Genomic DNA, 25,626 nt, shown 5'->3' with positions numbered 1-25,626 from the left:
AAGTTACTCGCATAGTCTATATATAAAAGTGCAGTTCAATATTACGTTTTAATACTTTTTCCAACTGTTTTTTTTGCTTTTCAGCCTGAATCTTTTCTGCAAACACTGTTTGACTACATTGAATGTGGATACATAAATCTCCGCGGTCTTCAATCTTTAGACTCTGTACTACCGGACGTTTCGTCGCATGCAACGTAGCAGCAAGTTGCAAGATAGCCCCCGCAAGTCGAATCGCTCTTTGCTCATCTTTCGTAAACCACGTCTCAAACGGACGGATATAGGTTTTAAAGGATAGCTTTGATTTATAAGATGCAGTAAGAGCAAGTCGTACACGATCTTTATGCGTCATACCGTTAATACTTTTGTTGGCAAGTAAATAAAATGTATGTTGACTGCTTGCTTCTTCATCAATATATTTCCCAATATTATATACCTTGACCGCCATCCTCATATATTGCAAATCTTGTTGAGAAAACGTAGCAGCACGACAAGCTTGTAACTCTTCGCATAGCATGATTGCATGCTTCATAAGTTCTAAGACTCGGTCCATATCAACTTCGTATTCACGCGCCAATAAATAAAAGCTTTCTTCTAAAACGTTTGGATAATATGGTACGCCAAGAGGTGCGGTAAGTTCTTGAAAGAACAGCCCTTCACGTAATCCATTTCTACTTAATATGAATGAAGGTGCTCCTGTATACCTTAAGAGACTTTGAAATACAGTGATAGCCGGAAGAATGGTATCTACTCTGTCTCTTGCCAGCCCCTCGAGCTTTTGCAATTCATGCATTGACAAGCCCTTCATATAATCCAAGACAGTTTCTACATCTTTTAGGTTCATTTCAAATTGATGAAGACCATATAAAGGGTAAGAAATTATATTTTGATACACCTTCACCATGTTTCGTGCACTTCCGCCAATTGCAATAACAGGCACATCTTTTTTTAGCCAAGATAAGGTTTGGAATTGTTCTGCCAAAAAGCGCTGCAATTGCATATATTCAGCTGGTGTTGGAACATCTGCTGCAATAAATTGCTGTTTTAAAGATAACGCACCGAACGGAAAACTATGATAGTGTAGCAGCTCACGGTTTCGGAAATAGGTAACTTCGGTGCTACCTCCTCCAATATCAATTGTAATACCCTCTTTATACGAGGTTGTATTTACAACTGCCAAATATCCATAGTATGCTTCTTCATATTCTGATAAGACTTTTAAAGTAAAATCTGTTTGCTGTTCTACCAATACTTGTATGTAATCTTGATTACTCGCTTGTCGAACTGTGGCTGTTGCCGTACAAATTACATGTTGTAGCTGATGAAAGCGGGTACTTTCTTGAAATTGTCTTAAGATATGTAGCAGTAGCGCAATGCCTTCTGTGCTTAATTTACCACTTTCTAAGTATTTCCGGAGTCGTGCTGTTACCTTTATATTCTCAACTTCACGATATACTCCTTCACTTTGTTTTTCATAAATCACTAAACGGATTGTATTTGATCCAATATCGATAATGCCGTATTTAGCAATCAATTAGTATCACCCTTCTTATAATAACAATATAAGTACAGAGAGATATCATTGTACTTATATCATAGTTTTTCATTATTGTACAAGAGCATTGCTTGCAAAGCCAACAATTACAAAGTAAAAAGAACAGATATTGCAAACCGATAGGAATCCATGATAATGTATATACATCTCGTGAACTGTAGTATGCATACATAAAAATACTATATCGTTTTTCTTATGATATTTCATTTTACGAATGGACAAAACAAAAATTTATGTAATTACTTAGGAGGCAAAAGCATGAACGAAACCTCATCTGCATCATTTGCACATCTTCCTCAGGCTGTATTCGTTATAAATCGCCACGCTAAAGCCGCCACAAATCCCAAATACTTATATTGGCTTAAAAAACGTGCACTCGAGAAATTGATTCATGAAGGAAAGGCAGTAAAAAAAGGATTGCATTTTTCACGTAATCCTCGCTTAAGTCAACAGCAATCTGATGTGTTGGTACATGCAGGTGACTATTATTTCCATATCCCACCTTCTAAAGAAGACTTCCGTACGCTTCCCCATCTTGGTGCACTCAATCAAACATATCGTAATCCTAAAACGCAAATGAGTTTATCTACCGCCAAAAAAATATTACAACAATACATTGGTCTTGAAGCATATGAACAAGAACAAAAGCTTGTACAACCCGAACCATGGTATAAGCGAGCATATACAAAAAAATAGAGTCCGATGCTCATACATTGGACTCTATTTCAAACTTAGCCATACGATAAAAGGCTGCTTTTGCTTCATTATACTGTTTTGTATACATATTAAAGGCTTCCTTTTTTGCTCCAACATCCACATATAGTTCATTCACGCGCTTGACTTGTATACTAATCTGTTTTAGCGTCTCGTTCGTATTTTGAAGTTTTTCATATAAAACAAGTTCGGCTTCTAACACTTTCTTGTAGCTACTTTGCATAGCACGAAATGCCTGATAACGATCTGCATAGGCTTTTGAAACAACTTTGGCCTGCTTTTTTAATTGGGCTTCTTCCAAATATTCAATACTTTTATGGGTATCTTGCATACGCTGATAAGCTGTATCAAGCATTTTATTTTCTTCCTGTAATACCTTCTCACGTTCTTTTGTGTTTTTTATTGCTCTTGTAAGATACTCCTTTGCATTTTCACTATTTTCTTGACCTGCAATTAAAATTTCTTCATACAATTGCTTGCTTTTTACTTCAAGTGTCTGTAATTTTTGCGTTGTTTCAAACATATTTTTTTCTTTCTTAGCTGCACTCTCAAATACTCTATACAGCTCGTCTTCAGGCTTTGTCCCACATCCAGTTAACAATGCGATAATGGTCACTATGATGATTAACCTATCCAATCTGTTCACCGTTCCTCACATCCGATTATCGTGCCAAAAGTTTAATGAAAAATGCGCATTCTCGTTATATACTTCAAAGTCATATCCCTTATTTTGCAAGCCTTCAATAATAGCTGGTAACGCTTGAAGAGATTGCTCTTTTTCGTGTAGAAGAATTACCTCCACATTCTTTGACACTTTAGAAAGAACTGCATGTGTGACTGCGTTTGGGTTTCCTGGGAATTTCCAATCTAATGAATCAATGGTCCAATCCCATTCCTTAAAGCCATCTGCGACCAGTTGATCACGTAATGGCTTAGTTAATCCGGGCATACTTCCATAAGGACAACGCGTCAAGTTCGCTTTTACGCCCGTTACCTCTTGTACAATAGCTTGAACCTGTTTCATTTCAACTGCAATTTGGCCTTCTTGATATAACCTCTTATAATTATGTGTCATACTATGCAAACCAGGATAATGTCCTTCTTTCACAAGGCGCTTCATACTCTCTTTATGATTTGCAACATTAGGTCCCACCAAAAAGAATGTTGCTTTAATATCATGCTGAGCCAATACATCTAAAATGGACTTTTGATATAAACTTGGGCCATCATCAAATGTCAAATAAGCAATTTTACGGATTTTTCCATTATATTTTTCAGGCTCTATCCTTTTTAAATCCCCTGTCGGCTGTTCGCTTACGAGCTGTATGGTATAGCGCTCTTCTGCATTTACTAAAGTTGAAAAAGACTTTACAGACAAAAGTATGATTATGAATACAGCGATACATCCCGCTATAAATAACCCTCTATGTTTATGTAGCGCAGTTAGCATGTTACCCGATCCTTTCCCGTTCCCTGTAAACTAGCTTACTAGGACCCTATCTCAATATAAAATAGTATAAAAACCAAGCTAACCCCAAATACCTACAAAACCCTTTTATAGTCATAATAGTTACTTATTTGATAGCTACAGTATCGCCTATTTAGTCTAAATAAAAAGGAATACATTAAGTACATGGTGAATGTTGTTTTATCGCAGTAATTCCCTAACTATTTAAATTTACCATCCATTCTACATAATATCCATCCTGCACAATATCCATTATATGCGTATTTTGGTATTTTTTAAAGAACGTTGTAACATTATTTTAAAATAATCTCAATTTAAGATGGGCCTAAAAAGAATTTCACAGGAAAATTACATGCCATCTGTCTGAAACACGGCTTTTTTCGCCAAATATGGGCCTTTTAGCTGCTTTAACGCCCGATACGTATAGCTCGCAGTTAAAATGGGGGATTTGTTATCTCCTACCACTACACCAAAATATAATATGGCACATTGTCCAGGTTGCAAGGATGGAATAATCCATCTTATCAAGCGGAAAAGTACCGTCGCTTCACCCTCTTGTGCGTCTAACGTGACTGGCATTAATATCATATTGTCACGAAGCATATGACTTAATGAAAAATGGTTAACTTTATCTCTACCATTATTACACACTTCTATTTTAACATGTACTCGTTGACCTGACCTAACCGTTATTGTGTTTTCCCAAGCTGCTCCCACTTCTTCACCGCGTACAAAAATAACTACTTCTAACACGATGTTTACACCACCCACATTAATTTGAATTTTCCTCACTTAATATGTATATGTAAAAACTTCGCAAACATTTAAAATATGTCATATTACACTCTCGCGTTTCTTCATTTATCAATACTGCTTTAACATCATGCCAAATTACAACATTTTTCTCTATTTTTTTGGCACCTTTTCACTCTTTTAAGCGAGTCTTGTAGAAAACTTACAGTCATCCGACATTCTTTTTCAAAGGAGGAATAAATAAAGAGGTGGAATTTGTAAGTACGAACTATTTTTTAGGGGGAATTGGCTTATGAGCGGGACTTTTAAAACAAAGGATGCCTCTAATAAGATTGGCATTCCTGGTAATATGATACGGAAATACAGTCAAATCTTGGAGCAATATGGCTTCGAGTTTCATACGGTTTCCAACACACGCTTATATACAAATGAAGATTTACGCTTGATCAAGTCCTTACACGAGAAGGTTGAAGGGCTCAACGAAGATATACATAGTGCTGTTGTTTCATTACTACAAGATAAACATCAAGATACGTCGATACCTGTTCCTGTAAAGCCCATCACTTCTGTAGAAGATGTGAGCATTACCATTCAACAACAAAACAAAAAATTCGATGAGTTCATGGGAAAGCTGGATACATTAGCGCAACTAAATGAAGCCATCATTCATCAAAACTCCACGTTAATTTCGCAAAATCGGCAAAAGGATGATAAGTTAGATGAATTGATGCAACAAGTGTATGTAAAGGAGTCTAAACAAGAGGAATTGATTCACGATTTGGTACATCATGTACACAAGAATGAAGATAAACAAGAAGCAAAATTGAACAACTTACTCAATCACCTATATAAGAAAGAAGCCAAGCAAGAGGAAAAGATGGGAAAGCTATTCAATCACATGCAAAAAAAGGAAACCACACGAGATGAGCAGCTTATGCAGCTCATTCGAGAAATGCAGGAAACAAAACGAATGATTGCCGCATCAAAAGAACAAACGGTATTTAAATCCATTCGTAATATTTTGACACGCTTTAAGTCTGATAAAGCACCTTCTCGCCCATAAGACGTAATAAAAAGTGAACATTTTGAAACAAAAGTTGTTACAGCTTTTTGACACACTTGTCCTGCCTATAGCTACTACTCATACATTCGCATACTATTTATAATAGTAGTACTATTAAAGGGGGACGTTGGTTTATGAAAGGAACAGCTGTTTTTTTACAAGATGATTGTATTACAATTCTAGAGGATGTAGACAAGTACACTTTTGAAACCTCTTACCTACCATCCGCTACTACAATGGTCTGGTGTGAAAATGAAATTGATTGGGATTACGGTTATTAAAAACACCCCGACTACGGGGTGTTTTTGTATCTTATACGTATCTAGAGCATACAGCAATAGAAAACCCAAGGGAATTATACCTACCCTTATATTCTTTCCCTGTAAACTCTTCTTACTTCCTACATATACCTTTTATTTTTCATACGTAACATAATATGTTTTCTGCAGATCACGAATTTGCTGCAATTTTTCACGTGCTACTTGAGAAACTAACGTAATTGGTTTTCCGTCTACCAGCACTTCTTTGTCGTAAATTTTCTTCACTTCGACCTGCAGCGCTTCCTTTTTAATTTCCTCTGAAACAGAAATGCGATAAGGTTCCCATAATATAATTTTTATTAACTCTTTAACAAGCGGAGATTCACTCGTTTGCAAATGATATATCAGCTCATAATTAGTCAACGGTTCAATAAATGAAATATTTACACTATGAAACTCACTGTAAGCTTCAATTGCTTTTGCTAATAATCCATCTATTGCTAACGCATACGGACTTAAAAATGAAGTATGATCAACAACCATTGCATCCATAATATGCAATCCTGTTTCTACATCTGTTTCAATTACATTTCCATTAAAATGAATTTTATTTACGAGTTCATATGGGTTATGCACAGTCCCACCTTCAAAATATGCATCTCGCAAAAAACTATCAAAATGATCCGCTCCTAAATATGACGTCGTATTAGTCAATGGTGTATTCTGGTTTAAAAGCGTGGTGATGCTTGTTGGTTTGAACCCATATTTTCTTAAAGTCCCTGCAATTTCTCCTTCCTCTATTAATTTTTCTGTATTTTGATGATGATTAAACCCCAAGGTTTTCTCCACTGCATGAGAAAACGGCAAATGCCCAATATCATGAAGAAGTGCTGCCAACCGCAACTCTTGCTCTTGTGGAAAAAAACGGGCAATAATAGACCATACACCTACTGTATGATCCAAGCGCGAATGCATGATAGATGAAAAAAGAGAAGCCGTTCCATAATGTGTTAAAAACTTAAGTCTTCTCAACGTTTTACTTTGAAATAGTTCGAGTTCATGCGGAAGTGCAGTCACTTCATAACGATACAAAGGCTCATATATGAATGCTTGTTTAAACGTTTGCCGCATTCTTTCACCACCCGTTTTCGTAAGATTATCAACATACATATGATAGGTTTGGTATTATATTCACTTTTTTGAAAAACGTTTGGGAAAAGATACTATATCTGTTGTATTTATTTATCAAATCAACCTTTTTTCTTAAACCACATGTACATCCACCATACTAAAGTGCCATTACAACAAACGTAAAATAAAATAAGAAGGCTTCCGCCCAAGTTCAGGCATAAATTTAAAGTTCATTCCATAGACACCTACTATAAATGTTAATGGCATAAAAATTGTTGAAATAATTGTTAGTTTTTTCATAATATCATTTGCAAAATCCGATGTTATGGATAACACACATAATATTTCAGACCTAACTGAACTAAAAAATGTGTTACAATAAAAACACCTTAATGACGGAGGCTATTGCTTAACATGGAACATTTATTAAATACACGTGTACAAAACATCGAGATTTCTGGTATTCGGCGCTTTTTTAATATGATTCAAGAATATGATAACCTTATCTCCTTAACAATTGGACAACCCGACTTTCCGACACCATCATTTGTCAAGGAAGCAGGCAAACGTGCCATATCTGATAATGTGACCAGTTATACACATAATGCCGGCATGCTTGAGTTGCGCATAGCAGCATCCAACTTTCTCAAGGAAAGATATTCTCTCACCTATGAACCAATAGATGAAGTTATTGTGACTGCCGGGGCAAGTGAAGCGATTGATGCTGCATTTCGCACCATTTTAGAGGAAGGGTGTGAGGTTATTTTGCCAGCACCTATTTATCCGGGCTATGAACCCATTATTCGTTTATGCGGAGCCGTGCCTGTTTTTGTAGATGTAAGAAATACAGGTTTTCGTTTAACTGCTAAAGCACTAGCATCTGCTATCACTGAGAAAACACGTTGTGTAGTGCTTCCTTATCCTTCTAATCCAACCGGCATTACGTTAACACAGGAAGAATTACAAGATATTGCAACTGTTTTACAAGACAAAGATATATTTGTCCTCTCAGATGAAATTTACAGCGAACTGGTATATGAGGGATCGCATCACTCTATTGCGCAAATTCCGGCAATGCGTAATAAAACAATTGTAATTAATGGTCTGTCAAAGTCTCACTCTATGACAGGCTGGCGCATCGGCTTCTTGTTTGCTCCTGCTTATATTACCAAACATATGTTAAAGGTTCATCAATACAACGTAACATGCGCTACTTCTATTTCACAATACGCTGCAATCGAAGCCTTGACAGGAGCAAAAGAGGCTCCTCGTATGATGCGGCATCAATATAAGAAACGACGCGACTATGTATACCATCGTTTAACAGCAATGGGACTTGATGTACAACATCCTGGCGGTGCCTTTTATTTGTTCCCTTACATCGGACAATTTGGGGAAACCTCCTTTTCCTTTGCAATGCGCCTTGTAAAAGAAGCTGGTTTGGCAGTTGTACCGGGTAGTGCTTTCTCAGAATATGGCGAAGGCTACATTCGTCTTTCCTACGCTTACAGCATGGAAATGTTAAAAGAAGGTTGCGATCGATTACAAGTGTTCTTAGAACAAGAAAAGAGAAGGAAATAACTCCTTCTCTTTTACATTGGTCAGTCTTGTTTCCATGCGTCTGAAAGCACACGCCACCCAAAGAACGCAACCGCAAACCAACCAATAAAAATCACCATATATTTCAGAAAATCGATAAACCCATCTAACGCAGTGATATTGAAAAAGTGGAAAAAAGAAGTAAGAGAGCTATCAATTGTTCCTGCAGTCATCGTCCATAGCCATCCTACAAACGCTGCAAGGAAGAATTTTGTCATATTCTCCATTCATGTCACCTCCATCACATCTTGTTGTAACACTAATCATAATATGAAAGCGTTAACATTTGTGTGACCAAGGTAACCTTCGAACGATTTGTCCCATAAAAAAAGGGCACGCTCATCGATGCGCGCCTCTCAATGGAGGGTACTTATATAGGAGATGCCAGTCCTATATAAAAACTATTATACCTGTTAACCATATCGAATTTTGTAAAATTTTGCACAAGATTTAAATTATTTTTACAAATCAATTATTACAAAACAGATACAATTTTTGTTTTTGTTACAATATCATGATAACCTTTGTTATCTTTGCGAAATAGCATAATGTATATATTCACAATAGCAGGCATTCCAAGCAAAATAATATTTGGCAGAACAATTGCAATGAAGCGCAGAAGCAGTGTACTTAATCCTGCTTGAGCACCGTCTTCCATCACAATACGTGTACGTGTAAGTTTTTTCCCCACCGTAAATCCATTCCATACCAGTGGTAAAAATACAAAATATACTATCATCAACACTAAAACGAATATTAGATCGTACTTATAATTTCCAAAACTAACATAAAAACGATTAGCTACCGCACTATAATTTCCTGTTGCAACAGCTACAATTACTCCATACACAAAAGAAATTAAAAACATATCTATTGCAGCTGCTCCGATGCGAGTCATTGTTAATGCTGATTTGTGTATTTTAAGCTTCATTTCTATTCACCTTTCCCCATCATTTACAAATCTCATCGTAACATGTCACTCTGCAGTTGTAAACTAAATCAACACGTTCTCTTTTCTTCCATCCATGCAGATACACAAAAGGTAAGTAACGCAGTAATTCCAAATAAAACCGCCCAACCGCATAACATTTTTCCTACTGTATCGCTTATATAAAAGTGCAACCATAAAAAATATATACTTCCTAGCGCATATAGCAAGGAAGGTATGTATGGAATGATTGTGTTGTGAAACAAACTTGTTAATAGAAGAGACAGACAGCAAGCTGTAATACAAATAACAAGAAACATCCAATGCCTCCTTTTGTTTATTATCTACTATTTCATGACCATACACTAACACCAAAATATGTATATATAAGCGCAACTAGAAAAACCAATATTTTTTTGGTGGGAAAGAAGAACCGGCAATATATAGTTGCGGTTAGGACCTAAAAGGTACGAGTGTCAAGTAAGAACATACATACGTAGCGAGGCGTTCTGGTGCTGTGATTTTCTTGCTGTTTGGATGTCAAAAAACGACGTAGACTTATATAGTTACACCTTTTCCACTACATACAAAATGCCAGTACAAAAACCAACGTTTGTACTAGTTCATTTGTCCATGTCCATTTGTCCCTATTTGCATATTGTATGGTGTAACCATATTGAAACGACAGATAAAGGAGAGGTTAGTTTGGCTAGACGAAGCAGAAATAATTTGGCAAATATTTTAGGGCAAAATTTTGTTGCAGGTGTAACGGATGAGGTAGAGGATGTATTAGGTACAACAAGATCTGCTGAAAATCAAAAAGCAGCACACGTACACGCCCATGTACAAGAGAGTGGTAACTCCAATGTTAATTTAAATTTAGGGTCTACTCTTCAAAATCGCGGGGACTTGGAAGGCGGCCAAACAGCTGTTTCTCCAACAACAAATAGTATTTCAAACGAAGAATTGCTATCAAACCTATTACCTTTGCTAAACAGACTAGTAAGAGAAAACGAATCATTATAATGGGAGTATAAAAAGCAGACTACTCGTTGTGGTCTGCTTCTTATTAAAGGAGGATGATGACATGCGCAGTCGCGCCAGTGTATCTAACAGCGGAAACTCTAACGTAAATATGAATGTCACTATAGACACAAGTCCAATCGCCTATTCTATGGCTTGCTATTTACATGCCAGTAAAATGGTTACAGATGAACAATTTCTGCATATGCTTAACAATTTAAATGCATTACTTGGAAAAGAAAATATGTCCCTTCCACCTCTGTTATCTAACCATACGCAAAAAACTCATATGAACGATATAAAAACTTTAAAAAAATTTATTTAAAATAGTAAAATGTCGGCTTCCCCCCGCCATTTTCATATTTTTTTATTGACTCCGATTTATACAAAAATAGGACAAATATACAGGCATATCCACCTTTTCTACATATATTGTTACATCACTTATTTGAGGTGTTATATGACTTATATTAATATAAGTATTTTCACAACTCAGCATGCCCACACAAGAAACAATCGACTTGCGAGAGATGTAATGTTAACAAATTCCATTTGGCGTCCAATTACATTCCAATTAGATGAGATGAAGCAACTTCCCTTTATTTTTTATGATCGTGAAATTAGCTATACATTGCCGTTCGCTCAACAACCCAAAGTTCACACTATGCTCCAAAGTTGTCTAGAGGTCGCACCGAATTCAGAGATTTATGTTTGCTACGTCGGCGGAAATTATTTCATAGAGCCGCACGTCATTGGTTGCGCATATTCTCAGCGTTATTATGATACATGGAAAGGATTTATTATTTTAACAAATGCCGCTGCATCATATGCAAATATGTATACATTTCCTCATGAAATCGGACATATTTTATTAACACGTAACGAAAACACACGTCTAACAAATGCCGATCCTGATTGCCCACTAGGATCTCCTCACCATCCAGATCCTTTTAATTTAATGCATGGGATTGTTCCGGGCCCCTACCATACACGCTCCAAGTTCCCACTACTCACCTCTAACCAACTTCAAGTCGCTCTCAATAGCCCGCTGTTGCGTAAATAATACTACAAGACAAAAGGACCAATGATGGCCCTTTTTGTCTTATATTTCAACTTTTGTTCATAGTTTGCATATGCTGAGGAAGCTTCTCAATGGCAACTACCACTGCATCAAGCTTTGTTTCAACACGATGAAGCAGATATAAAGTAACGACAATTGGAAAGCCCACATTACCGACTAAATGAACCCATTCCTCCATAAGTTTTCCCTCCTTTCTCTATATAAATAACTCTTTACTAGAGAAAAAGGGAAAAGTAATTCCTTATAAAAATAAATGTTTTATTTCAACTTCAAAATCTCCCCTTATAATGCCCTTTTCTGTAATAATACCTGTTATTAAATGATGAGGCGTTACATCAAAAGCCGGGTTGTATACTGCAATTCCTTCAGGTGCTGTTCGAACACCTTGCATATGTGTAACCTCTTCAGCTGAGCGCTCTTCAATTACAATATCAGCACCAGTTTGTAAAGATACATCAAATGTAGACAAAGGAGCCGCTACATAAAATGGAATCTCAAAATGCTTGGCTAATATAGCTAAGCCAAAAGTACCAACTTTATTTGCAGTATCACCATTAGCAACAATTCGGTCTGCACCCACAATAATTGCTGTGATACTCTTACTAGCAATTGTGCTTGCAGCCATATTATCCGTAATTAAAGTTACATCTACTTCTGCTTGTTGCAACTCCCAAGCAGTTAAACGTGCACCTTGCAGCACTGGACGCGTTTCGCTTGCATATACTTTTATATTTAACCCTTTCTCCTTCGCCACATAAAAAGGAGCCAATGCTGTTCCATAACGAGCTGTAGCAATACTTCCTGCGTTACAAATTGTCAATACAGCATCTCCATCATTAAAAAGCGTTAAAGCATGCTCACCGATCGCACGGCACACTTCTTCATCTTCTTGCTGAATTGCAATTGCTTCAGCTTCTGCCAAAGCAATTGCTTCACCCACTGATAAAGCCCCTTGCATTGCGGCAGTTACACGATTCAGTGCCCAAAATAAATTGACTGCTGTAGGTCTTGAGCTAGCTAAATACGATTTTGCCGTGTTAAAGCTTTGGAAAAATTCTTCTATCTCCTCCGCTTTTGCTGCTTGAGCAGCAAGTACCAGACCGAATGCAGCTGTAATACCAATAGCCGGCGCTCCCCGAACCTCTAAAGCAACAATGCTATTCCACACCTCAGTCACTGTTTTTAATTCTTTATAGTACACCTCGAGCGGTAGCTTGGTTTGGTCTAACAAAATAATAGATTGGCCGGTCCATTGAACAGAGCGCGGTACATTTAATCCTACGGTCATGCTGTCACCTCATCAGTTGTTTGTATCAATACATTTTTAAATACAGAGATATGTACAGGAAATTTGCTCAGTAATAGAGCACTTCCACAACGAAGTGCATGTTGCTTGGCACGAATTTTGCTAACTTCATCTTCTATACCATCTAAGTCTGCAACATGTGCCAATCCAATCGTACGACGAATAACTTCGCATCCTGCAAACAAAACCGTATCATTTAAAATACTTTGAAGAATATTTTCTAGCCACTTTTCACTCGTTGTATAGGCTTCTTTTCCTTCTTTTTTCCACAAGTCTGTAAAAATTCTAACAAAAACGAACCAAGTTTTTTCTATATGTTCAAATAAAATAGTTCGCTCGTGATATGGGCGAGAAATCGCATTTAGTAATAAATTTGCAAAAAATTGGCCCATATCAAACCCCATTGGTCCATACGTAGCAAACTCCGGATCAATTACTTTTGTCTCCGTCTTTGAAGCAAAAATGCTACCGGTATGTAAATCGCCATGAAGTAAAGCCTCTTTACAAGTTAAAAACTTATATTTAGTCTGTGCGACTTGTAAACGCAATTCTTCATTTCCCCATAACTCTTCCACTTGCGGTCGTAAAGCGACTTCGAATGCATTTGTATTAATATCGGCAAATGGATCTGTAAAAACGAGATCTTCGGTAATTTTACATAAATCCGGGTTGATGAAGTTACCATCCAGCACTCTTTTTCTCTGCGTATCCATTCCAAAATCAGATGTATAAAATAAAGTCTTTGCTAAAAATTCACCAATGTGTTCAGATAAAAGTGGATATGTTTCCCCTTCAATGAAACCCGTTCTTGCAATCGTTAGATGCGATAAATCTTCCATTACTGTAACAGCTAGCTGTTCATCGTGATAATACACCTGCGGAACAAGATGAGGTACATATTTTGCCTGAATTTGCAAGGCTTGACTCTCGATAGTTGCTCTCTTTAAAGAAAGTGGCCAACTTTCCCCAACCACCTTTGCATATGGTAACGCCTGTTTAATAATAATACTTTTATCTGTTCCTGTAATATGAAATACCAAATTTAAGTTTCCGTCTCCAATCTCACGGCAAGTTATAGTCTCTGTATCTGTAAAATATCCTAACTTTCTTGCCAATAAAACCGCTTTTACTTCGTTCAAAGGTTGATATGTCATATAAATTCCCCCAAAATGTATGATAGCGGGGTTTAAAAAAACCCCTTTCGCGACGAAAGAGGTTTGAAGGCAACTTCTCCCCTCTTATCTGTCAGAAAGTTTTCTTTCTGCTGGAATTAGCACCGTGCCTTACAGGCGAATACATCGCCCCATTTCACAATGGTATTACGGTCGGTTGCTGGGTGTCATCGGGCCAAGTCCCTCCACCTGCTCTAGATAAGAGTTTTATTTTTCAGAAATTTTCAAGATTACGAAAACGAGCATAACAAGAATAAAAGTATTTTGTCAATAGTTTATTGATAAATATTTTTGCGCCGATCAGCAAAGACAGGGATGCCTTTGCGTACTTCTTTCACGCGTTCTCTATGAAGTTCTCCATATAAAATTCCCGCTTCCTGTCCCAAGCGTGCAACAATTTCTCCCCACGGATCAATAACGAGACTGTTACCAGCAAATACATTATTTGGATCTGCACCAGCCCGATTACAAGCAACCACATAACACTGATTTTCAATAGCACGGGCACGCAATAATGTCTCCCAATGCGCTAAACGAGGTAGGGGCCACTCAGCCACAACAAATAAAATTTCTGCACCTGCCACTGTGTGCGTTCTCATCCATTCAGGAAAGCGAATATCATAACAAATAAAACCTGCACACAACGTGTCCTCAATAGAAAATATTCCTGTTGTACTACCTGCTGTTAAATATTTATGTTCATCCATCAGTTGAAACAAGTGTGCTTTACTGTATTCCATCAAGCATTCACCTTGCTTATTATAGACATACATGGTGTTAGTAACATCGGTTCCAATGCGCTTTGCAATCGATCCGCCCACAATTGTGACAGCAAATTGTTTTGCCCATTTACTAAATACGGCTTGCATGGCTTTTCCATTCTCATCGGCTAATACATTTAATCTCTGTAAGTCATACCCCGTCGACCACAACTCTGGAAGCACTACTATATCTGGCTTACCTAGCATTGCTTCCTTCAGCATCACTTCTACAAGTTCTATATTTTTTTCAACATCACCAAATATTACATCGGTTTGCAAACAAGCTACTTTCATCACAAGCCCCCCTATTTCATCATCTTCCGCACATATCTACGCTTCTTGCCACACTGATAAAACTCCTCTTCCTTCGTGCACACTTCTTAGTCTCCATCTAGAAAGCACTGTTTATATTTTTCTTTACAAACTCCCAACAAGAATATATGATTGTTCACTAGAATTGCAACAATTTTTCGAAGAGGTGAAATACATGAAACATTTCAAACCCTCCACGACATTAACTTCGCTACCTAAGCAATTCTTTGCAGGACTGGTACAGAAGGTAAATGCAGTGATAGCACAGGGTCATGATGTAATTAATTTGGGACAAGGAAACCCTGATAAGCCCACGCCGAATCATATTATTCAAGCATTACAACAGGCAGTAGCCGAACCTGTTCATCATAAATATCCACCTTTTCGTGGTCACCCTTCCTTGAAACAAGCTGTTGCTGACTTTTATGCCAAAGAGTACGGGGTAACAGTAAACCCAGAAACCGAAGTTGCTATATTATTCGGGGGTAAAGCCGGTCTTGTAGAGCTACCTATTTGCTTTACAGAACCTGGTGATAGTATTCTGGTTCCAGATCCAGGTTATCCAGATTACTGGTCCGGCGCAGCTTTAGCACGTGTAAACATGGAAATGATGCCTCTATTGGCGGAAAACCAATTTCTTCCGGACTACAGATCTATTAACCGGGATGTAGCAAAACGAGCTAAAATGATGTTTTTAAACTACCCTAATAATCCTACAGGCGCAATTGCAACACCAGCATTCTTTGATGAAACTGTTGCATTTGCAAAACAACATGACATTTTAATTTGCCATGATTTTGCGTATGGTGCGATTGGATTTGAAGGTAAAAAACCTCTTAGCTTCTTACAAACACCAGGTGCAAAGGATGTCGGAATTGAAATTTATACATTCTCCAAAACGTATAATATGGCAGGCTGGCGTATCGCCTTTGCAGTTGGAAATGCAAGCGTGATTGAAGGAATGAATGTATTGCAAGATCATATGTATGTCAGTATCTTTGGTGCTGTTCAAGAAGCGGCTCGTCAAGCTTTATTACAACCGCAAGATTGTGTAACGGAATTAGTTGCTTGTTACGAATCTCGTAGAAATGCTCTCATTTCGGCTTGTCATCAAATTGGTTGGGAAGTAACTGCACCAGAAGGGTCATTCTTTGCATGGCTTAAAGTACCTGAGGGTTATACCTCGCAACAATTTGCAGACATTCTGCTTGAGCAAGCTCATGTCGCGGTAGCACCCGGCTCTGGTTTCGGTTCACACGGTGAAGGTTATGTACGGGTAGGTCTTTTGCATACAGAAGAACGCCTACGAGAGGCAGTTAATCGAATCTCGCAATTAGGAATTTTCAAAAAAGCATTGACATCCTGACTTTTTTTTGCGAAAATCCAATTATTCAAAAAATATAAAGCCATTTTATCAAGAGCAGGCGGAGGGACGAGCCCGATGAAGCCCGGCAACCGACTTACCTAGTAAGCACGGTGCTAATTCTCGCAGCATAATGCTGAAAGATAAGGATGCAGAAAAAAACCTCTCCTTGTCGAGAGGTTTTTTTATTGAGGAGGAATCATAATGGGCGTAACTGCTACATACTTCATACACGACAAGCAACATAATTTAATAAAGAAAGCGGAGGGAATCGCACTTGGTCTCACAGTAGGATCTTGGACCGATTTACCCTTATTAGAGCAACAACAACTAAAAAAATATAAAGGAACTATTATCAGTATCGAAGAATTGGAGCCGGATGAACAAGCTGATGCTTATCTCGGTAAGCCGGTCACACGCGGACTAGTTAAAATTCATTATCCAAGCCTAAACTTTTCTCCTGACCTACCGGCAATTTTAACAACAGTATTTGGAAAACTTTCAATGGATGGCGAAATCAAACTTGTCGACGTCACATTTTCTGACGACATCTTAGCTGCTTTTCCTGGACCTAAGTTTGGAATAGACGGAATTCGGACGCTTGTGAATGTACATGATCGACCACTTCTTATGAGCATTTTTAAAGGCGTACTCGGACGCGACTTGTCATTTTTAAAAGAACAGCTAAAAGAGCAAGCCTTAGGAGGTGTCGATTTAGTCAAAGATGATGAAATCTTATTTGATAATCCCTTAACTCCTTTTACGAAACGCATTACAGCAGGCAAAGAAGTTTTACAAGAGATATATGAAACGCAAGGAACAAAGACGCTGTATGCTGTTAACTTATCAGGGCGCACATTCGATTTAAGAGAGAAAGCAAAGCGCGCGGTAGAAGCCGGTGCTGATGTACTTTTATTTAATGTCTTTGCTTACGGTCTTGACGTTTTGCAGTCACTGGCAGAAGACAAGGATATCACTATTCCAATTATGGCCCATCCTGCTGTTAGCGGTGCCCTAACCTCGTCGGAGTTTTATGGTATTTCAACACCGCTTTTACTTGGAAAATTGCTTCGCCTATGCGGTGCAGATTTCTCCTTGTTTCCGTCGCCATATGGCAGTGTCGCCCTAAATAGAAAAGACGCTCTGCAAATCGCCCAATTTCTGAAAGAACCTGCCACTTATAAACAAACATTTCCTGTGCCATCTGCAGGTATTCATCCGGGACTCGTTCCGCTTCTAATTAGCGATTTTGGCCTAGACTCCATTATCAACGCAGGCGGCGGGGTACATGGTCACCCAGACGGCGCAGCGGCGGGTGGGCGCTCCTTCCGAGCAGCAATCGACGCAACTCTTCAAGGCATACCACTAAGTCAGTACAAAGATGATGCTCTGCAAAAAGCCTTGTATTTATGGGGAAACCCTTCCGAAGAGGTGAAAATATGACGATTCAAATCTTTTGCGACTTTGATGGAACAATTACTGAAACAGACAATATCGTCGCGATTATGAAGGAATTTGGGCCACCTCAAACAGAAGACATCAAAAATAAAGTATTATCCCAAGATCTTTCTATCCGAGATGGTGTAAGTCAAATGTTTCAGCTTCTTTCAACAGAGTTAAAACATGATATTATTCATTTCCTGCAGCAAAAAGCGCGAATTAGAGCAGGCTTTAAAGAGTTTATAGCTTTTACTCAAAGGTACGAACTGGAATTTTATGTTATTTCAGGAGGTATGGACTTTTTTGTACACCCACTATTGGAAACGTCAGTTTCACAGGAACAAATTTATTGTAACGCAACTGATTTCTCAGGTTCTCACATACGTATAGATTGGGTTCATGCTTGTGACAAAGCTTGCGAAAACGATTGCGGTCTTTGCAAGCCTTCTCTTCTTAGAAGACTTGGTAAAAAGAATGCGCTTAAAATTATCATCGGTGACTCCATTACAGATTTACAGGCCGCTAAACAGGCCGACCTCGTCTTCGCACGTGACTTTTTACTAACAAAATGTAATGAACTTGAGATACCTTGCATACCATTCGAAACGTTTTACGATATTCAAGATTACTTGCTTCAGAGATTAGGGGTGCAACATGAAACAATATTGGAACGAGTTGAGTGAAATAAAAAAAGATTTAGCCGCTAAAGACTGGTTCCCCGCAACAAGCGGCAATATTTCTATAAAAGTAAGTGATGAGCCGCTTCAATTTCTCATTACAGCTAGTGGGAAAGATAAAACCAAAATAACTCCGGAAGATTTTCTTTTAGTAGATAAGACCGGTCGTGCGATAGAAGAGACCCATTTGCGTCCCTCAGCAGAAACGCTTTTACATGTTCATATCTATAATCAAACTAAAGCTGGCTGTGTCCTACATGTTCATACGATAGAAAACAATGTTATCTCTTCTCTATACGAGCATGAAGTAACAATTGGCAATCAAGAGATTATTAAAGCACTTGATATATGGGAAGAAGGAGCAAAAATTACAATTCCTATTATTGAAAACTATGCTGACATTCCTCTTCTTGGTGAAACTTTTCTTCCTCATATCACAGGAGATACAGGTGCTGTGCTCATTCGAAACCATGGCATTACAGTATGGGGGAAAAATGGTTTTGATGCCAAGAGACGTTTAGAAGCATACGAGTTTTTATTTCGTTTTCACTTAAAATTATGTTCATTACAAGGAGGAGCTTATCATGGCACAAATTCGCATTCATGAAATAAATACACGTATCGAAACAGATGCTGAGGTTGTTTCATTCTTGGAATCACAAGGCGTTATCTATGAAAAATGGGATATCGACAAATTGCCAACGCATTTGCAAGAAAACTTTGCTTTAACAGATGAGAACAAACAAGAAATTTTGGATACTTTTGCTACTGAAATTGCCGATATATCTGCTCGACGCGGCTATCAAGCAAGCGATGTAATTTCCTTATCACAGAGCACACCAAACTTAGAGCAGCTTTTACAAAACTTCCAACGTGAACATCATCATACAGATGATGAAGTTCGCTTCATCGTTAGCGGACACGGCATCTTCGTCATCCAAGGTACAGACGGCCGATTCTTTGATGTAGAACTACAACCAGGAGACTTAATTTCTGTGCCTGAAAATGTTCGTCACTACTTTACATTAATGGAAGATCGTCAAGTTGTTGCGGTACGGATTTTCGTTACGACTGAAGGCTGGGTTCCCATTTATGCATAAAAGCTTGCGCATCTAGCGCAGGTTTTTTTATGCATATCACCTCCTCTCATCCACTACTTTTGTCTATTTTGTGAACGTTTTGTGTAAATTTTTTGAACTTCACGACTATACTAGATATAAGAGCTGTTATTTAAAGAGGAGGATTTAAGATGAATATGATTATATCCCTCATAATTGGTATGATATGCGGTATATTCCCAGCCATTTTCGGATTACTTCGTGAGCAATTTGAAATTGGCATATATGGTTTCGTTTCCTGTATTGTAAGCGCTCTTCTGTTCGGTATATATATATCCATCCCCATTTCTTTTTTGTTTTTGTTGTATCTCGTTAAGAGAACCACAGCTACCAACAAACGTATCATCGGAGAATTGGTTTCTCTTCCGGTTCAACCTGAATCCGAACGCTCATAATATAAAAATTACGGTGAAGTTTAGTGAGATCTTAGGAGACAATTTGCATCTGTAATGCAATACTTCTAACAAAGTCAATATAAAAAGAAACGGGCTTTGACCCGTTTCTTTTTACTTATGTTCGTCTAAAACACTAAACAATTCTTGGAAATATAATGCGTTATCTCTGTATATACGTTGTATAAAGCGCTTGCGTACCATCATTTTCTTTTCCACGAGCAGCTAATTCCTCATACATTGCTTTTGCCATCGCTAAACCCGGTAAGGATAAATTCATACGCTCTGCTTCTTCTAATGCAATCTTCATATCTTTAATAAAGTGCTTAATATAAAAGCCTGGCGCAAAATCTCCTTTCATCATACGCGGTGCGAGATTACTTAATGACCAACTTCCCGCAGCTCCTGTAGAAATACTTTTTAGCACCTGTTCAGGAGACAAACCTGCTTGCTTTGCATATGCAATTGCCTCGCATACACCAATCATATTAGAAGCAATGGCAATTTGATTACACATTTTTGTATGCTGCCCACTTCCCGCTTCACCTTGTAACACAATGTTTGTTCCTAACAGCTGTAGCAATGGTAAAATCCTCTCAAATACTTCAGCATCTCCTCCCACCATAATAGCGAGCTTTGCTTCTCTTGCACCAATATCGCCCCCAGAAACAGGCGCATCTAACATGTGTATATTTTTTTCTTTCGCTTGCTTATATAAGTTTTCAGCTAGAGTTGGGGTAGATGTTGTAAAGTCAATACAAATACTGCCCGGTTGAGCATGTGTTAATATTCCATTGTCCCCTATATATAACTGTTCCACATCATGAGGATAACCAACCATTGTCATGATAACACTTGCTTGTTCTGCTAATTCTTGCGGAGTATTAGCCCAAACAGCTCCCTTCTCCACCAATGCCATTGCCTTTTCTTTCGTGCGATTATATACTATTACGTCATATCCCCCCCGCAATAGATGTTGAACCATACTAGCTCCCATTACACCTGTTCCAATAAACCCGATTGTTTCCATTACTTCTACTTCCTTTCTATTCTGGATGAAGTACTGTTCTTCATTCATTTAAAATACACGAAATGCGTACTATCTTTTTTTCATTTGGCCGTCCTGGTTGGTTTAATCCAACACACGCCCTCTTCTATTATCCAAATAAACAAAAAAAACGCAACATAAGTTGCGAAATATTTAATCTCTTCTGTTTTTATATAAACATACCTGATTCTTACCTTTGTATTTTGCTTCCTTCAAAGCTGCTTTTGCACGCCCCATTAATATTTCTCGCGTTACTCCACTTTTATACATTGCAACACCAAAACTCGCTGTTAAACGAGGTACACCTGTAAACTTTTTGGTCTCAATAAAAAACCGTAGCTGCTCTGCTCTTTGAAAAGCTTCACGCTCTGTCGTTGCAGGAAAAAGTAACGCAAAGGTATCTTCCTCTAATCTTGCGAAGATATCTTTTGAATGTAAATGTGCAGTAATCAGTTCACCCAATTGTGCGAGCACAAGATCTCCACTGTCTTTACCGTATTTATTATTAATATCCCTTAATTCATCTAAATCAAACAACACAAGAGAAAACACAGTGCCATTTAAAAAGCCTTTTTCCCATTCTTCCGCAAATAAAACCTGAAATTTATAAGCGTTACAAGCTGTAGTCAACACATCCATCGTTACCATTTTCTGAGCTTCAATCTCTTGTTTTTCAATGACAGTGATATCATTAAAGATAAGAATGAACCGCGTACCATCCTCTGGTAGACCAGAAGCACGAAGAAGAAAAATATACTCTGCTCCCCAGGCACTTTTCATTTTTACTTTTCTAGGTTCTTGTAGACAATCTTCTATCCAATCCCATTTATTAACAGGGAAATAATACCCTCTTGCATCTAAAAAATGATCGGCAACAACCTCATTGCTGTCTCGAAAGTCACTAATATTGTCATAACCGAAAAATTGTAGAAAATTTTGGTTACAATCCATTAGTTCATCATCTTCTACAAAAAGTAACATATCTTGTTGAAATTCTAGTAAGCCACGCACTACATCTTTTTGTGCATCTAATTCTCTTTGTAGTGTTAGTTCATACAAGTTTTTTTGGATTGCTGCTAATAAATTTTCAGGTGTAACAGGAGGTGTAATGAAATAGCGAACACCACTGTCAAACAAAGAAAAGGTAGCTGCTGTACGCTCTTGCAGAATAACAATAACATTTGAAGGACTACTTATTTTCTCGATAAATTCGTGTACTTGATTAGTTGAAATATCCAAAATAATAAGTTCCGGCTGTACTGCCTCACATAACATATGGCCATCATGTATATTATCAACAATGAATAAACAATTGGGTTGCAAATTCTTTGTCAATAGTAATGCGTCTGTATCCTGCCCAACAAATAGAACATTTACTTTAAGATCATGTAGTAGATTTTGAAAAATTGTATTGTTTAATAAAAAATGTAGAATTTTCATTTTGCGTCTGTCCCTCACTTTACGCGTTCGGAACCTCCTATTGTTTTACCTATGTATTGTATGAGCCTTCATACAGATAAGTTTGTGCAAATATCCCTCATTTTGCAAAAAGGGCTCACCTCTCCTACTTTCATGATATTTCGGACATACTAACTAGCAAGAGCAAAAAGCTTGACACTATACAGAATAATGTTGTATCTTATAATCCTTACTTACTAAATGTAAGTATTAGTAATAGAAGCTTACGGAGGCAAAAAAGAATGACAACAAAAGATTTTTTTACCGTAATGAATGAGCGCACATCAACTCGCGCGTACAATCCTGAAAAAGCAATATCAAAAGAAGAACTAAGCGAATTACTGCTGGCTGCAGGTAAAGCGCCATCTGCATGGAATTTGCAGCATTGGAAATTTCTCGTATTTCAAGACAAAGACATTCAAGAGAAATTGTATCCAATTGCATACAATCAACAGCAAATCCGCGATGCATCTGCTGTTATAGCAGTCTTAGGAGACTTAGAAGCTCAAAAAAACGTAGATGAAGTATTTGGGCCATTAGTTGTACAAGGATTTATGACCAAAGAAGCAAAAGATAAGTTGGCAGCTAATGTAGCGGGAGCCTACAGCAATTCTCAATATGCTCGCGAAGCTGCTGTTTGTAACGCTTCTCTAGCAGCTATGCAATTTATGCTAGCTGCCAAAGCCAAAGGCTGGGACACTTGTCCAATTGGTGGTTATAATGCGGCGCAATTTATTGAAACCTTCCAAATCCCTTCTCGTTACATACCTGTTATGCTTATTACAATTGGTGAAGCAAGTGTACCAGGTCATCCGTCTGCTCGTATGAAGCTCGATCAAATTGCAGAATGGATGTAAGAAAAATAAAATTAGATTGCTTAGCTTCATATGACTGAGGTTTTTGAGGCGTATAAAGAATAAAAAACGTGCGAAATCGCACGTTTTTATTTTGGAATTCCAACTGGCAGATAATAAGATAAATTATTTGTAATCTTTCCTCCAACGCGACACCCAATCGCACTTGCTGTCCCTTGCAACAAAAAGCTTCCAAACATTTTATGAAGCCATTTTTTTTCGCCGTTTACATCTACCTCTACTTTCGGTAATTCTATATATTGCTGATATATGAAACCATAGTCGGCGTAAGATTGCTGTGCATCTGCCAACTCTATTCTTCCCTTTTTGTCATACACTTCAACTGTATCACCTTCCCGACCAAACGTCGGCTTTTTAACATAAGGGATGCCTTTCTCTAAAAAGGCGTCTGCTTCTAGATAGGTAGGTAGCATATACTCACCAATCCACCTATGCTCCTCCTCAGTAAAGAATGGGTGCCTTTCCTCGTATAGTCCCCAAATTACAGCTTGTACAGCTTTATTTTGCAATAAAAAAGCTGATGGGGGATTAATCAGTTGCAATTTTTTAGTTAATACCAATTGTAAAAGCATCTGCCCAATGGGATTTCCTTCTGTATCTCGATCTAGCAAAAGGCTTTCTATTGGAAAGGTTTGTCTGTATAAGATATCAATTTTTTTACCGGACTCATCAAACAGACCTTCTCCCTCAATAATTTGCAACTCCTCTAGCGGCACAAAAGAAGATTTTCCTTCATATAATTTTTGCAGATATAAAGCGGTAAATCGATCTTCAATATTTTCTTGGTGTGCTGTAAATACTACGTAAGGATCAGCGGTTCCTGCAGTTTGTATGCAGGTCGTAATCGCCGTATGTACAGCTTCTTTTAAACGAACTTCTTCTCCATGATTTACATCTTCATAATTAAAATACGTGCATACAAGTCTGTTAACATGAAATAATTCCTTAATGAAGGTGGGCGTGTCTGCATTTAATTCCATTACCTTATATGTACCTGCATGCTCTACAAAATCAATACGAGCAATAACAGATTCTGGTAAAGGAGCTACCATTTTAATAAAAGCTAAGGCTTCCTTTGGATATGACATAGTAATAAGTGTGGCATCATCTAAATTTCGCAGTAAAGTTGCCGTTTTAAAAAAGAGTTTTCCTACTCGCCAAGATGCCTCAGCGATCTTTTGCTTCTCTTTATTACTCATTAATAAAACATCAAATAACGCATATGCCTCTCCATATAAATCTGGCCAAAATTCATCTATTCGTTTATAAAACTCTGTGCGCTTCTTTTTCATGAACCACTCACCTTGGATCCACTGCCAAATCCTTTTTTAAAGGCATCACTTTGCACATATTTTTTGTAATTAGCATCCTTTCTTAGCTCTGAACGAGTTGCATAACGATTGCCACCATAATAATAATGTCTATAATAAGCAGAACTACTATCATCGCACTCCCACACTCCCTCATCATAATCAAACTCATAGTCACGGCATTGCGAGTCATTAGGCTTAGGAGGAAGTGTTGTCTCATTACTACAACCCGTTGCCCCAGCAATGGTCATTACACTAAGTAATACTTTGTTTGTTTTTTTCATTAAAGCACCTCTTTTTTACATCTCTTCTATTCTCTATGATATGATGAAAGAAAAAAAGAAGAAAGGAGAATTTTAAAAATGGAGCTTACTTACTATATTGCTGAAAATGAAAGATATCAAGCTTTCTATACGTATCTAGAGGGAAATATTGATCCAAATGAAATATACGCAAGACAATTGTGTGAGTACTTAGTATTAAATGGTGAACAGTATCGCCTTCTCTCAAACGAGATGGAACTAGACAAGGATATGCTTATTGTTGAAAAGCTCGGACCGGTCGCATCCTTTCCTGATGAACACTCTTATACTAACAAAGGCGTACACATTGAGTTTCGTGAATATGTCACCGAAAATCATATGCCTCTTTTATACACATTGGAATTACATCCTTACGGGCGTACGCATTGGGAGGCTTTGCGCTATTTACTAAAAGACTATGTATTTATCCCAACCATTGGGCTACGTAAGCGGGATAGTGCAGAGATTGATGAAGACCGAGGTTGTTATGTAATCTATGTTACTACTGATACATATTGAT

General features: G+C 37.8%; 30 protein-coding genes, 1 pseudogene and 2 riboswitches. Of the genes and pseudogenes, 15 read left to right on the top strand and 16 right to left on the bottom strand.

Going from position 1 to position 25,626, the window contains the following annotated elements:
- Positions 1-16: 16 nt before the first annotated feature.
- Positions 17-1,531, bottom strand: coding sequence for a Ppx/GppA family phosphatase (locus EEJ45_RS11025; RefSeq protein WP_124564869.1), 1,515 nt, complete (start codon positions 1,529-1,531; stop codon positions 17-19).
- Positions 1,532-1,810: 279 nt separating this feature from the next.
- Between EEJ45_RS11025 and EEJ45_RS11020 the strand changes: the two genes are divergently transcribed.
- The gene (locus EEJ45_RS11020; protein ID WP_124564868.1) at positions 1,811-2,248 is read left to right on the top strand and encodes a YkyB family protein; all 438 of its coding nucleotides are present in this window, start codon (positions 1,811-1,813) and stop codon (positions 2,246-2,248) included.
- Positions 2,249-2,258: 10 nt separating this feature from the next.
- Here the strand turns inward: EEJ45_RS11020 and EEJ45_RS11015 are convergent, their stop codons facing one another.
- The 3 genes from EEJ45_RS11015 to EEJ45_RS11005 form a co-directional block, all read right to left on the bottom strand.
- Positions 2,259-2,912: a YkyA family protein gene (locus EEJ45_RS11015; protein WP_124564867.1), complete on the bottom strand. Its 654-nt coding sequence runs from the start codon at positions 2,910-2,912 to the stop codon at positions 2,259-2,261.
- 6 nt (positions 2,913-2,918) lie between these two features.
- Positions 2,919-3,716, bottom strand: coding sequence for a polysaccharide deacetylase family protein (locus EEJ45_RS11010; protein WP_124564866.1), 798 nt, complete (start codon positions 3,714-3,716; stop codon positions 2,919-2,921).
- A gap of 366 nt (positions 3,717-4,082) precedes the next feature.
- A complete protein-coding gene (locus EEJ45_RS11005) occupies positions 4,083-4,487 on the bottom strand; it encodes a DUF11 domain-containing protein (RefSeq protein ID WP_124564865.1) in 405 nt (134 codons plus the stop codon).
- A gap of 292 nt (positions 4,488-4,779) precedes the next feature.
- On the opposite strand from EEJ45_RS11005, the gene EEJ45_RS11000 reads away from it, so the two are divergent.
- Together EEJ45_RS11000 and EEJ45_RS18445 are read left to right on the top strand one after the other, a co-directional pair.
- On the top strand, positions 4,780-5,550 hold the full coding sequence (locus EEJ45_RS11000; RefSeq protein WP_124564864.1) for a DUF3967 domain-containing protein: 771 nt from the start codon (positions 4,780-4,782) through the stop codon (positions 5,548-5,550).
- Positions 5,551-5,684: 134 nt separating this feature from the next.
- Entirely contained in the window at positions 5,685-5,831 is a 147-nt protein-coding gene (locus EEJ45_RS18445) for a hypothetical protein (protein ID WP_164464262.1), read from the top strand.
- Between the two features lie 132 nt (positions 5,832-5,963).
- Here EEJ45_RS18445 and EEJ45_RS10995 read toward each other — a convergent pair whose 3' ends face one another.
- Both EEJ45_RS10995 and EEJ45_RS10990 read right to left on the bottom strand, forming a co-directional pair.
- A complete protein-coding gene (locus tag EEJ45_RS10995; RefSeq protein ID WP_164464261.1) occupies positions 5,964-6,941 on the bottom strand; it encodes an HD domain-containing protein in 978 nt (325 codons plus the stop codon).
- Between the two features lie 119 nt (positions 6,942-7,060).
- Positions 7,061-7,271 (bottom strand): annotated as a pseudogene (locus EEJ45_RS10990) (CorA family divalent cation transporter); the annotation flags it as partial.
- 84 nt (positions 7,272-7,355) lie between these two features.
- Here EEJ45_RS10990 and EEJ45_RS10985 point away from each other — a divergent pair.
- Entirely contained in the window at positions 7,356-8,522 is a 1,167-nt protein-coding gene (locus EEJ45_RS10985) for an aminotransferase A (RefSeq protein WP_124564861.1), read from the top strand.
- 20 nt (positions 8,523-8,542) lie between these two features.
- On the opposite strand, the gene EEJ45_RS10980 is transcribed toward EEJ45_RS10985, so the two are convergent.
- A complete protein-coding gene (locus EEJ45_RS10980) occupies positions 8,543-8,767 on the bottom strand; it encodes a hypothetical protein (protein ID WP_124564860.1) in 225 nt (74 codons plus the stop codon).
- 248 nt (positions 8,768-9,015) lie between these two features.
- Positions 9,016-9,471 (bottom strand): RDD family protein, encoded by a 456-nt coding sequence (locus EEJ45_RS10975; protein ID WP_124564859.1) that lies wholly within the window; start codon positions 9,469-9,471, stop codon positions 9,016-9,018.
- A 702-nt stretch (positions 9,472-10,173) separates the two neighbouring features.
- On the opposite strand from EEJ45_RS10975, the gene EEJ45_RS10965 reads away from it, so the two are divergent.
- From EEJ45_RS10965 to EEJ45_RS10955, 3 genes are all read left to right on the top strand, one after another.
- Positions 10,174-10,494: a hypothetical protein gene (locus EEJ45_RS10965; RefSeq protein WP_124564857.1), complete on the top strand. Its 321-nt coding sequence runs from the start codon at positions 10,174-10,176 to the stop codon at positions 10,492-10,494.
- Positions 10,495-10,555: 61 nt separating this feature from the next.
- Positions 10,556-10,816 (top strand): hypothetical protein, encoded by a 261-nt coding sequence (locus EEJ45_RS10960; RefSeq protein ID WP_124564856.1) that lies wholly within the window; start codon positions 10,556-10,558, stop codon positions 10,814-10,816.
- Between the two features lie 135 nt (positions 10,817-10,951).
- Positions 10,952-11,554 (top strand): DUF955 domain-containing protein, encoded by a 603-nt coding sequence (locus EEJ45_RS10955; RefSeq protein WP_124564855.1) that lies wholly within the window; start codon positions 10,952-10,954, stop codon positions 11,552-11,554.
- 46 nt (positions 11,555-11,600) lie between these two features.
- On the opposite strand, the gene EEJ45_RS10950 is transcribed toward EEJ45_RS10955, so the two are convergent.
- From EEJ45_RS10950 to EEJ45_RS10935, 4 genes are all read right to left on the bottom strand, one after another.
- Positions 11,601-11,750, bottom strand: a complete 150-nt coding sequence (locus EEJ45_RS10950; protein WP_124564854.1) for a YvrJ family protein — start codon at positions 11,748-11,750, stop codon at positions 11,601-11,603.
- A gap of 63 nt (positions 11,751-11,813) precedes the next feature.
- Complete coding sequence (gene mtnA, locus EEJ45_RS10945; protein ID WP_124564853.1) at positions 11,814-12,860, bottom strand: S-methyl-5-thioribose-1-phosphate isomerase; 1,047 nt, start codon at positions 12,858-12,860, stop codon at positions 11,814-11,816.
- Positions 12,857-14,032: an S-methyl-5-thioribose kinase gene (gene mtnK, locus EEJ45_RS10940; protein WP_124564852.1), complete on the bottom strand. Its 1,176-nt coding sequence runs from the start codon at positions 14,030-14,032 to the stop codon at positions 12,857-12,859. The genes mtnA and mtnK overlap by 4 nt, the downstream gene beginning before the upstream one ends.
- An 81-nt stretch (positions 14,033-14,113) precedes the next feature.
- Positions 14,114-14,255: riboswitch (SAM riboswitch) on the bottom strand.
- 70 nt (positions 14,256-14,325) lie between these two features.
- Positions 14,326-15,105: a carbon-nitrogen family hydrolase gene (locus tag EEJ45_RS10935; RefSeq protein ID WP_124564851.1), complete on the bottom strand. Its 780-nt coding sequence runs from the start codon at positions 15,103-15,105 to the stop codon at positions 14,326-14,328.
- A 193-nt stretch (positions 15,106-15,298) separates the two neighbouring features.
- Between EEJ45_RS10935 and EEJ45_RS10930 the strand changes: the two genes are divergently transcribed.
- From EEJ45_RS10930 to EEJ45_RS10905, 6 genes are all read left to right on the top strand, one after another.
- Positions 15,299-16,489: a pyridoxal phosphate-dependent aminotransferase gene (locus EEJ45_RS10930; protein WP_124564850.1), complete on the top strand. Its 1,191-nt coding sequence runs from the start codon at positions 15,299-15,301 to the stop codon at positions 16,487-16,489.
- Positions 16,490-16,531: 42 nt separating this feature from the next.
- Positions 16,532-16,636: riboswitch (SAM riboswitch) on the top strand.
- A 51-nt stretch (positions 16,637-16,687) separates the two neighbouring features.
- Entirely contained in the window at positions 16,688-17,929 is a 1,242-nt protein-coding gene (mtnW, locus tag EEJ45_RS10925; protein WP_124564849.1) for a 2,3-diketo-5-methylthiopentyl-1-phosphate enolase, read from the top strand.
- Positions 17,926-18,609 (top strand): 2-hydroxy-3-keto-5-methylthiopentenyl-1-phosphate phosphatase, encoded by a 684-nt coding sequence (locus EEJ45_RS10920; protein ID WP_124564848.1) that lies wholly within the window; start codon positions 17,926-17,928, stop codon positions 18,607-18,609. The genes mtnW and EEJ45_RS10920 overlap by 4 nt, the downstream gene beginning before the upstream one ends.
- Complete coding sequence (locus EEJ45_RS10915; protein WP_124564847.1) at positions 18,581-19,210, top strand: methylthioribulose 1-phosphate dehydratase; 630 nt, start codon at positions 18,581-18,583, stop codon at positions 19,208-19,210. Before EEJ45_RS10920 ends, EEJ45_RS10915 begins: the two co-directional genes overlap by 29 nt.
- Complete coding sequence (locus EEJ45_RS10910; protein ID WP_124564846.1) at positions 19,188-19,703, top strand: 1,2-dihydroxy-3-keto-5-methylthiopentene dioxygenase; 516 nt, start codon at positions 19,188-19,190, stop codon at positions 19,701-19,703. Before EEJ45_RS10915 ends, EEJ45_RS10910 begins: the two co-directional genes overlap by 23 nt.
- Positions 19,704-19,852: 149 nt before the next feature.
- A complete protein-coding gene (locus EEJ45_RS10905) occupies positions 19,853-20,116 on the top strand; it encodes a hypothetical protein (protein WP_124564845.1) in 264 nt (87 codons plus the stop codon).
- Between the two features lie 160 nt (positions 20,117-20,276).
- Here the strand turns inward: EEJ45_RS10905 and EEJ45_RS10900 are convergent, their stop codons facing one another.
- Both EEJ45_RS10900 and EEJ45_RS10895 read right to left on the bottom strand, forming a co-directional pair.
- Positions 20,277-21,143, bottom strand: a complete 867-nt coding sequence (locus tag EEJ45_RS10900) for an NAD(P)-dependent oxidoreductase (protein WP_124564844.1) — start codon at positions 21,141-21,143, stop codon at positions 20,277-20,279.
- A gap of 171 nt (positions 21,144-21,314) precedes the next feature.
- Positions 21,315-22,601 carry a sensor domain-containing diguanylate cyclase gene (locus EEJ45_RS10895; RefSeq protein WP_124564843.1) on the bottom strand — a complete coding sequence of 429 codons (1,287 nt, stop codon included), beginning with the start codon at positions 22,599-22,601 and terminating at the stop codon, positions 21,315-21,317.
- 260 nt (positions 22,602-22,861) lie between these two features.
- Between EEJ45_RS10895 and EEJ45_RS10890 the strand changes: the two genes are divergently transcribed.
- On the top strand, positions 22,862-23,476 hold the full coding sequence (locus EEJ45_RS10890) for a nitroreductase family protein (RefSeq protein ID WP_124564842.1): 615 nt from the start codon (positions 22,862-22,864) through the stop codon (positions 23,474-23,476).
- An 86-nt stretch (positions 23,477-23,562) separates the two neighbouring features.
- Here EEJ45_RS10890 and EEJ45_RS10885 read toward each other — a convergent pair whose 3' ends face one another.
- Together EEJ45_RS10885 and EEJ45_RS10880 are read right to left on the bottom strand one after the other, a co-directional pair.
- The gene (locus EEJ45_RS10885) at positions 23,563-24,786 is read right to left on the bottom strand and encodes a glutathionylspermidine synthase family protein (protein ID WP_124564841.1); all 1,224 of its coding nucleotides are present in this window, start codon (positions 24,784-24,786) and stop codon (positions 23,563-23,565) included.
- On the bottom strand, positions 24,783-25,088 hold the full coding sequence (locus EEJ45_RS10880; RefSeq protein WP_245999883.1) for an aminotransferase yhxA: 306 nt from the start codon (positions 25,086-25,088) through the stop codon (positions 24,783-24,785). Before EEJ45_RS10880 ends, EEJ45_RS10885 begins: the two co-directional genes overlap by 4 nt.
- Positions 25,089-25,166: 78 nt before the next feature.
- Here EEJ45_RS10880 and EEJ45_RS10875 point away from each other — a divergent pair, with 78 nt between their 5' ends.
- Positions 25,167-25,625 (top strand): RNA helicase, encoded by a 459-nt coding sequence (locus tag EEJ45_RS10875; protein ID WP_124564840.1) that lies wholly within the window; start codon positions 25,167-25,169, stop codon positions 25,623-25,625.
- Position 25,626 lies beyond the last annotated feature (1 nt).

The organism is Ectobacillus antri, assembly GCF_003852715.1.
GTDB classification, from domain to species: Bacteria; Bacillota; Bacilli; order Bacillales; family Bacillaceae_G; genus Ectobacillus; species Ectobacillus antri.
Note: the sequence above shows the minus strand (reverse complement) of the source record. Positions and strands in the feature narration are given on the sequence as shown.

Coding starts and splice junctions, on each gene's coding strand:
- EEJ45_RS11020 (WP_124564868.1), top strand. CDS start 1,811: ATGAACGAAACCTCATCTGCATCATTTGCACATCTTCCTCAGGCTGTA.
- EEJ45_RS11010 (WP_124564866.1), bottom strand. CDS start 3,716: ATGCTAACTGCGCTACATAAACATAGAGGGTTATTTATAGCGGGATGT.
- EEJ45_RS11000 (WP_124564864.1), top strand. CDS start 4,780: ATGAGCGGGACTTTTAAAACAAAGGATGCCTCTAATAAGATTGGCATT.
- EEJ45_RS18445 (WP_164464262.1), top strand. CDS start 5,685: ATGAAAGGAACAGCTGTTTTTTTACAAGATGATTGTATTACAATTCTA.
- EEJ45_RS10995 (WP_164464261.1), bottom strand. CDS start 6,941: ATGCGGCAAACGTTTAAACAAGCATTCATATATGAGCCTTTGTATCGT.
- EEJ45_RS10985 (WP_124564861.1), top strand. CDS start 7,356: ATGGAACATTTATTAAATACACGTGTACAAAACATCGAGATTTCTGGT.
- EEJ45_RS10980 (WP_124564860.1), bottom strand. CDS start 8,767: ATGGAGAATATGACAAAATTCTTCCTTGCAGCGTTTGTAGGATGGCTA.
- EEJ45_RS10975 (WP_124564859.1), bottom strand. CDS start 9,471: ATGAAGCTTAAAATACACAAATCAGCATTAACAATGACTCGCATCGGA.
- EEJ45_RS10960 (WP_124564856.1), top strand. CDS start 10,556: ATGCGCAGTCGCGCCAGTGTATCTAACAGCGGAAACTCTAACGTAAAT.
- EEJ45_RS10955 (WP_124564855.1), top strand. CDS start 10,952: ATGACTTATATTAATATAAGTATTTTCACAACTCAGCATGCCCACACA.
- EEJ45_RS10950 (WP_124564854.1), bottom strand. CDS start 11,750: ATGGAGGAATGGGTTCATTTAGTCGGTAATGTGGGCTTTCCAATTGTC.
- mtnA (WP_124564853.1), bottom strand. CDS start 12,860: ATGACCGTAGGATTAAATGTACCGCGCTCTGTTCAATGGACCGGCCAA.
- mtnK (WP_124564852.1), bottom strand. CDS start 14,032: ATGACATATCAACCTTTGAACGAAGTAAAAGCGGTTTTATTGGCAAGA.
- EEJ45_RS10935 (WP_124564851.1), bottom strand. CDS start 15,105: ATGAAAGTAGCTTGTTTGCAAACCGATGTAATATTTGGTGATGTTGAA.
- EEJ45_RS10930 (WP_124564850.1), top strand. CDS start 15,299: ATGAAACATTTCAAACCCTCCACGACATTAACTTCGCTACCTAAGCAA.
- EEJ45_RS10920 (WP_124564848.1), top strand. CDS start 17,926: ATGACGATTCAAATCTTTTGCGACTTTGATGGAACAATTACTGAAACA.
- EEJ45_RS10915 (WP_124564847.1), top strand. CDS start 18,581: ATGAAACAATATTGGAACGAGTTGAGTGAAATAAAAAAAGATTTAGCC.
- EEJ45_RS10910 (WP_124564846.1), top strand. CDS start 19,188: ATGGCACAAATTCGCATTCATGAAATAAATACACGTATCGAAACAGAT.
- EEJ45_RS10905 (WP_124564845.1), top strand. CDS start 19,853: ATGAATATGATTATATCCCTCATAATTGGTATGATATGCGGTATATTC.
- EEJ45_RS10900 (WP_124564844.1), bottom strand. CDS start 21,143: ATGGAAACAATCGGGTTTATTGGAACAGGTGTAATGGGAGCTAGTATG.
- EEJ45_RS10895 (WP_124564843.1), bottom strand. CDS start 22,601: ATGAAAATTCTACATTTTTTATTAAACAATACAATTTTTCAAAATCTA.
- EEJ45_RS10890 (WP_124564842.1), top strand. CDS start 22,862: ATGACAACAAAAGATTTTTTTACCGTAATGAATGAGCGCACATCAACT.
- EEJ45_RS10885 (WP_124564841.1), bottom strand. CDS start 24,786: ATGAAAAAGAAGCGCACAGAGTTTTATAAACGAATAGATGAATTTTGG.
- EEJ45_RS10880 (WP_245999883.1), bottom strand. CDS start 25,088: ATGAAAAAAACAAACAAAGTATTACTTAGTGTAATGACCATTGCTGGG.
- EEJ45_RS10875 (WP_124564840.1), top strand. CDS start 25,167: ATGGAGCTTACTTACTATATTGCTGAAAATGAAAGATATCAAGCTTTC.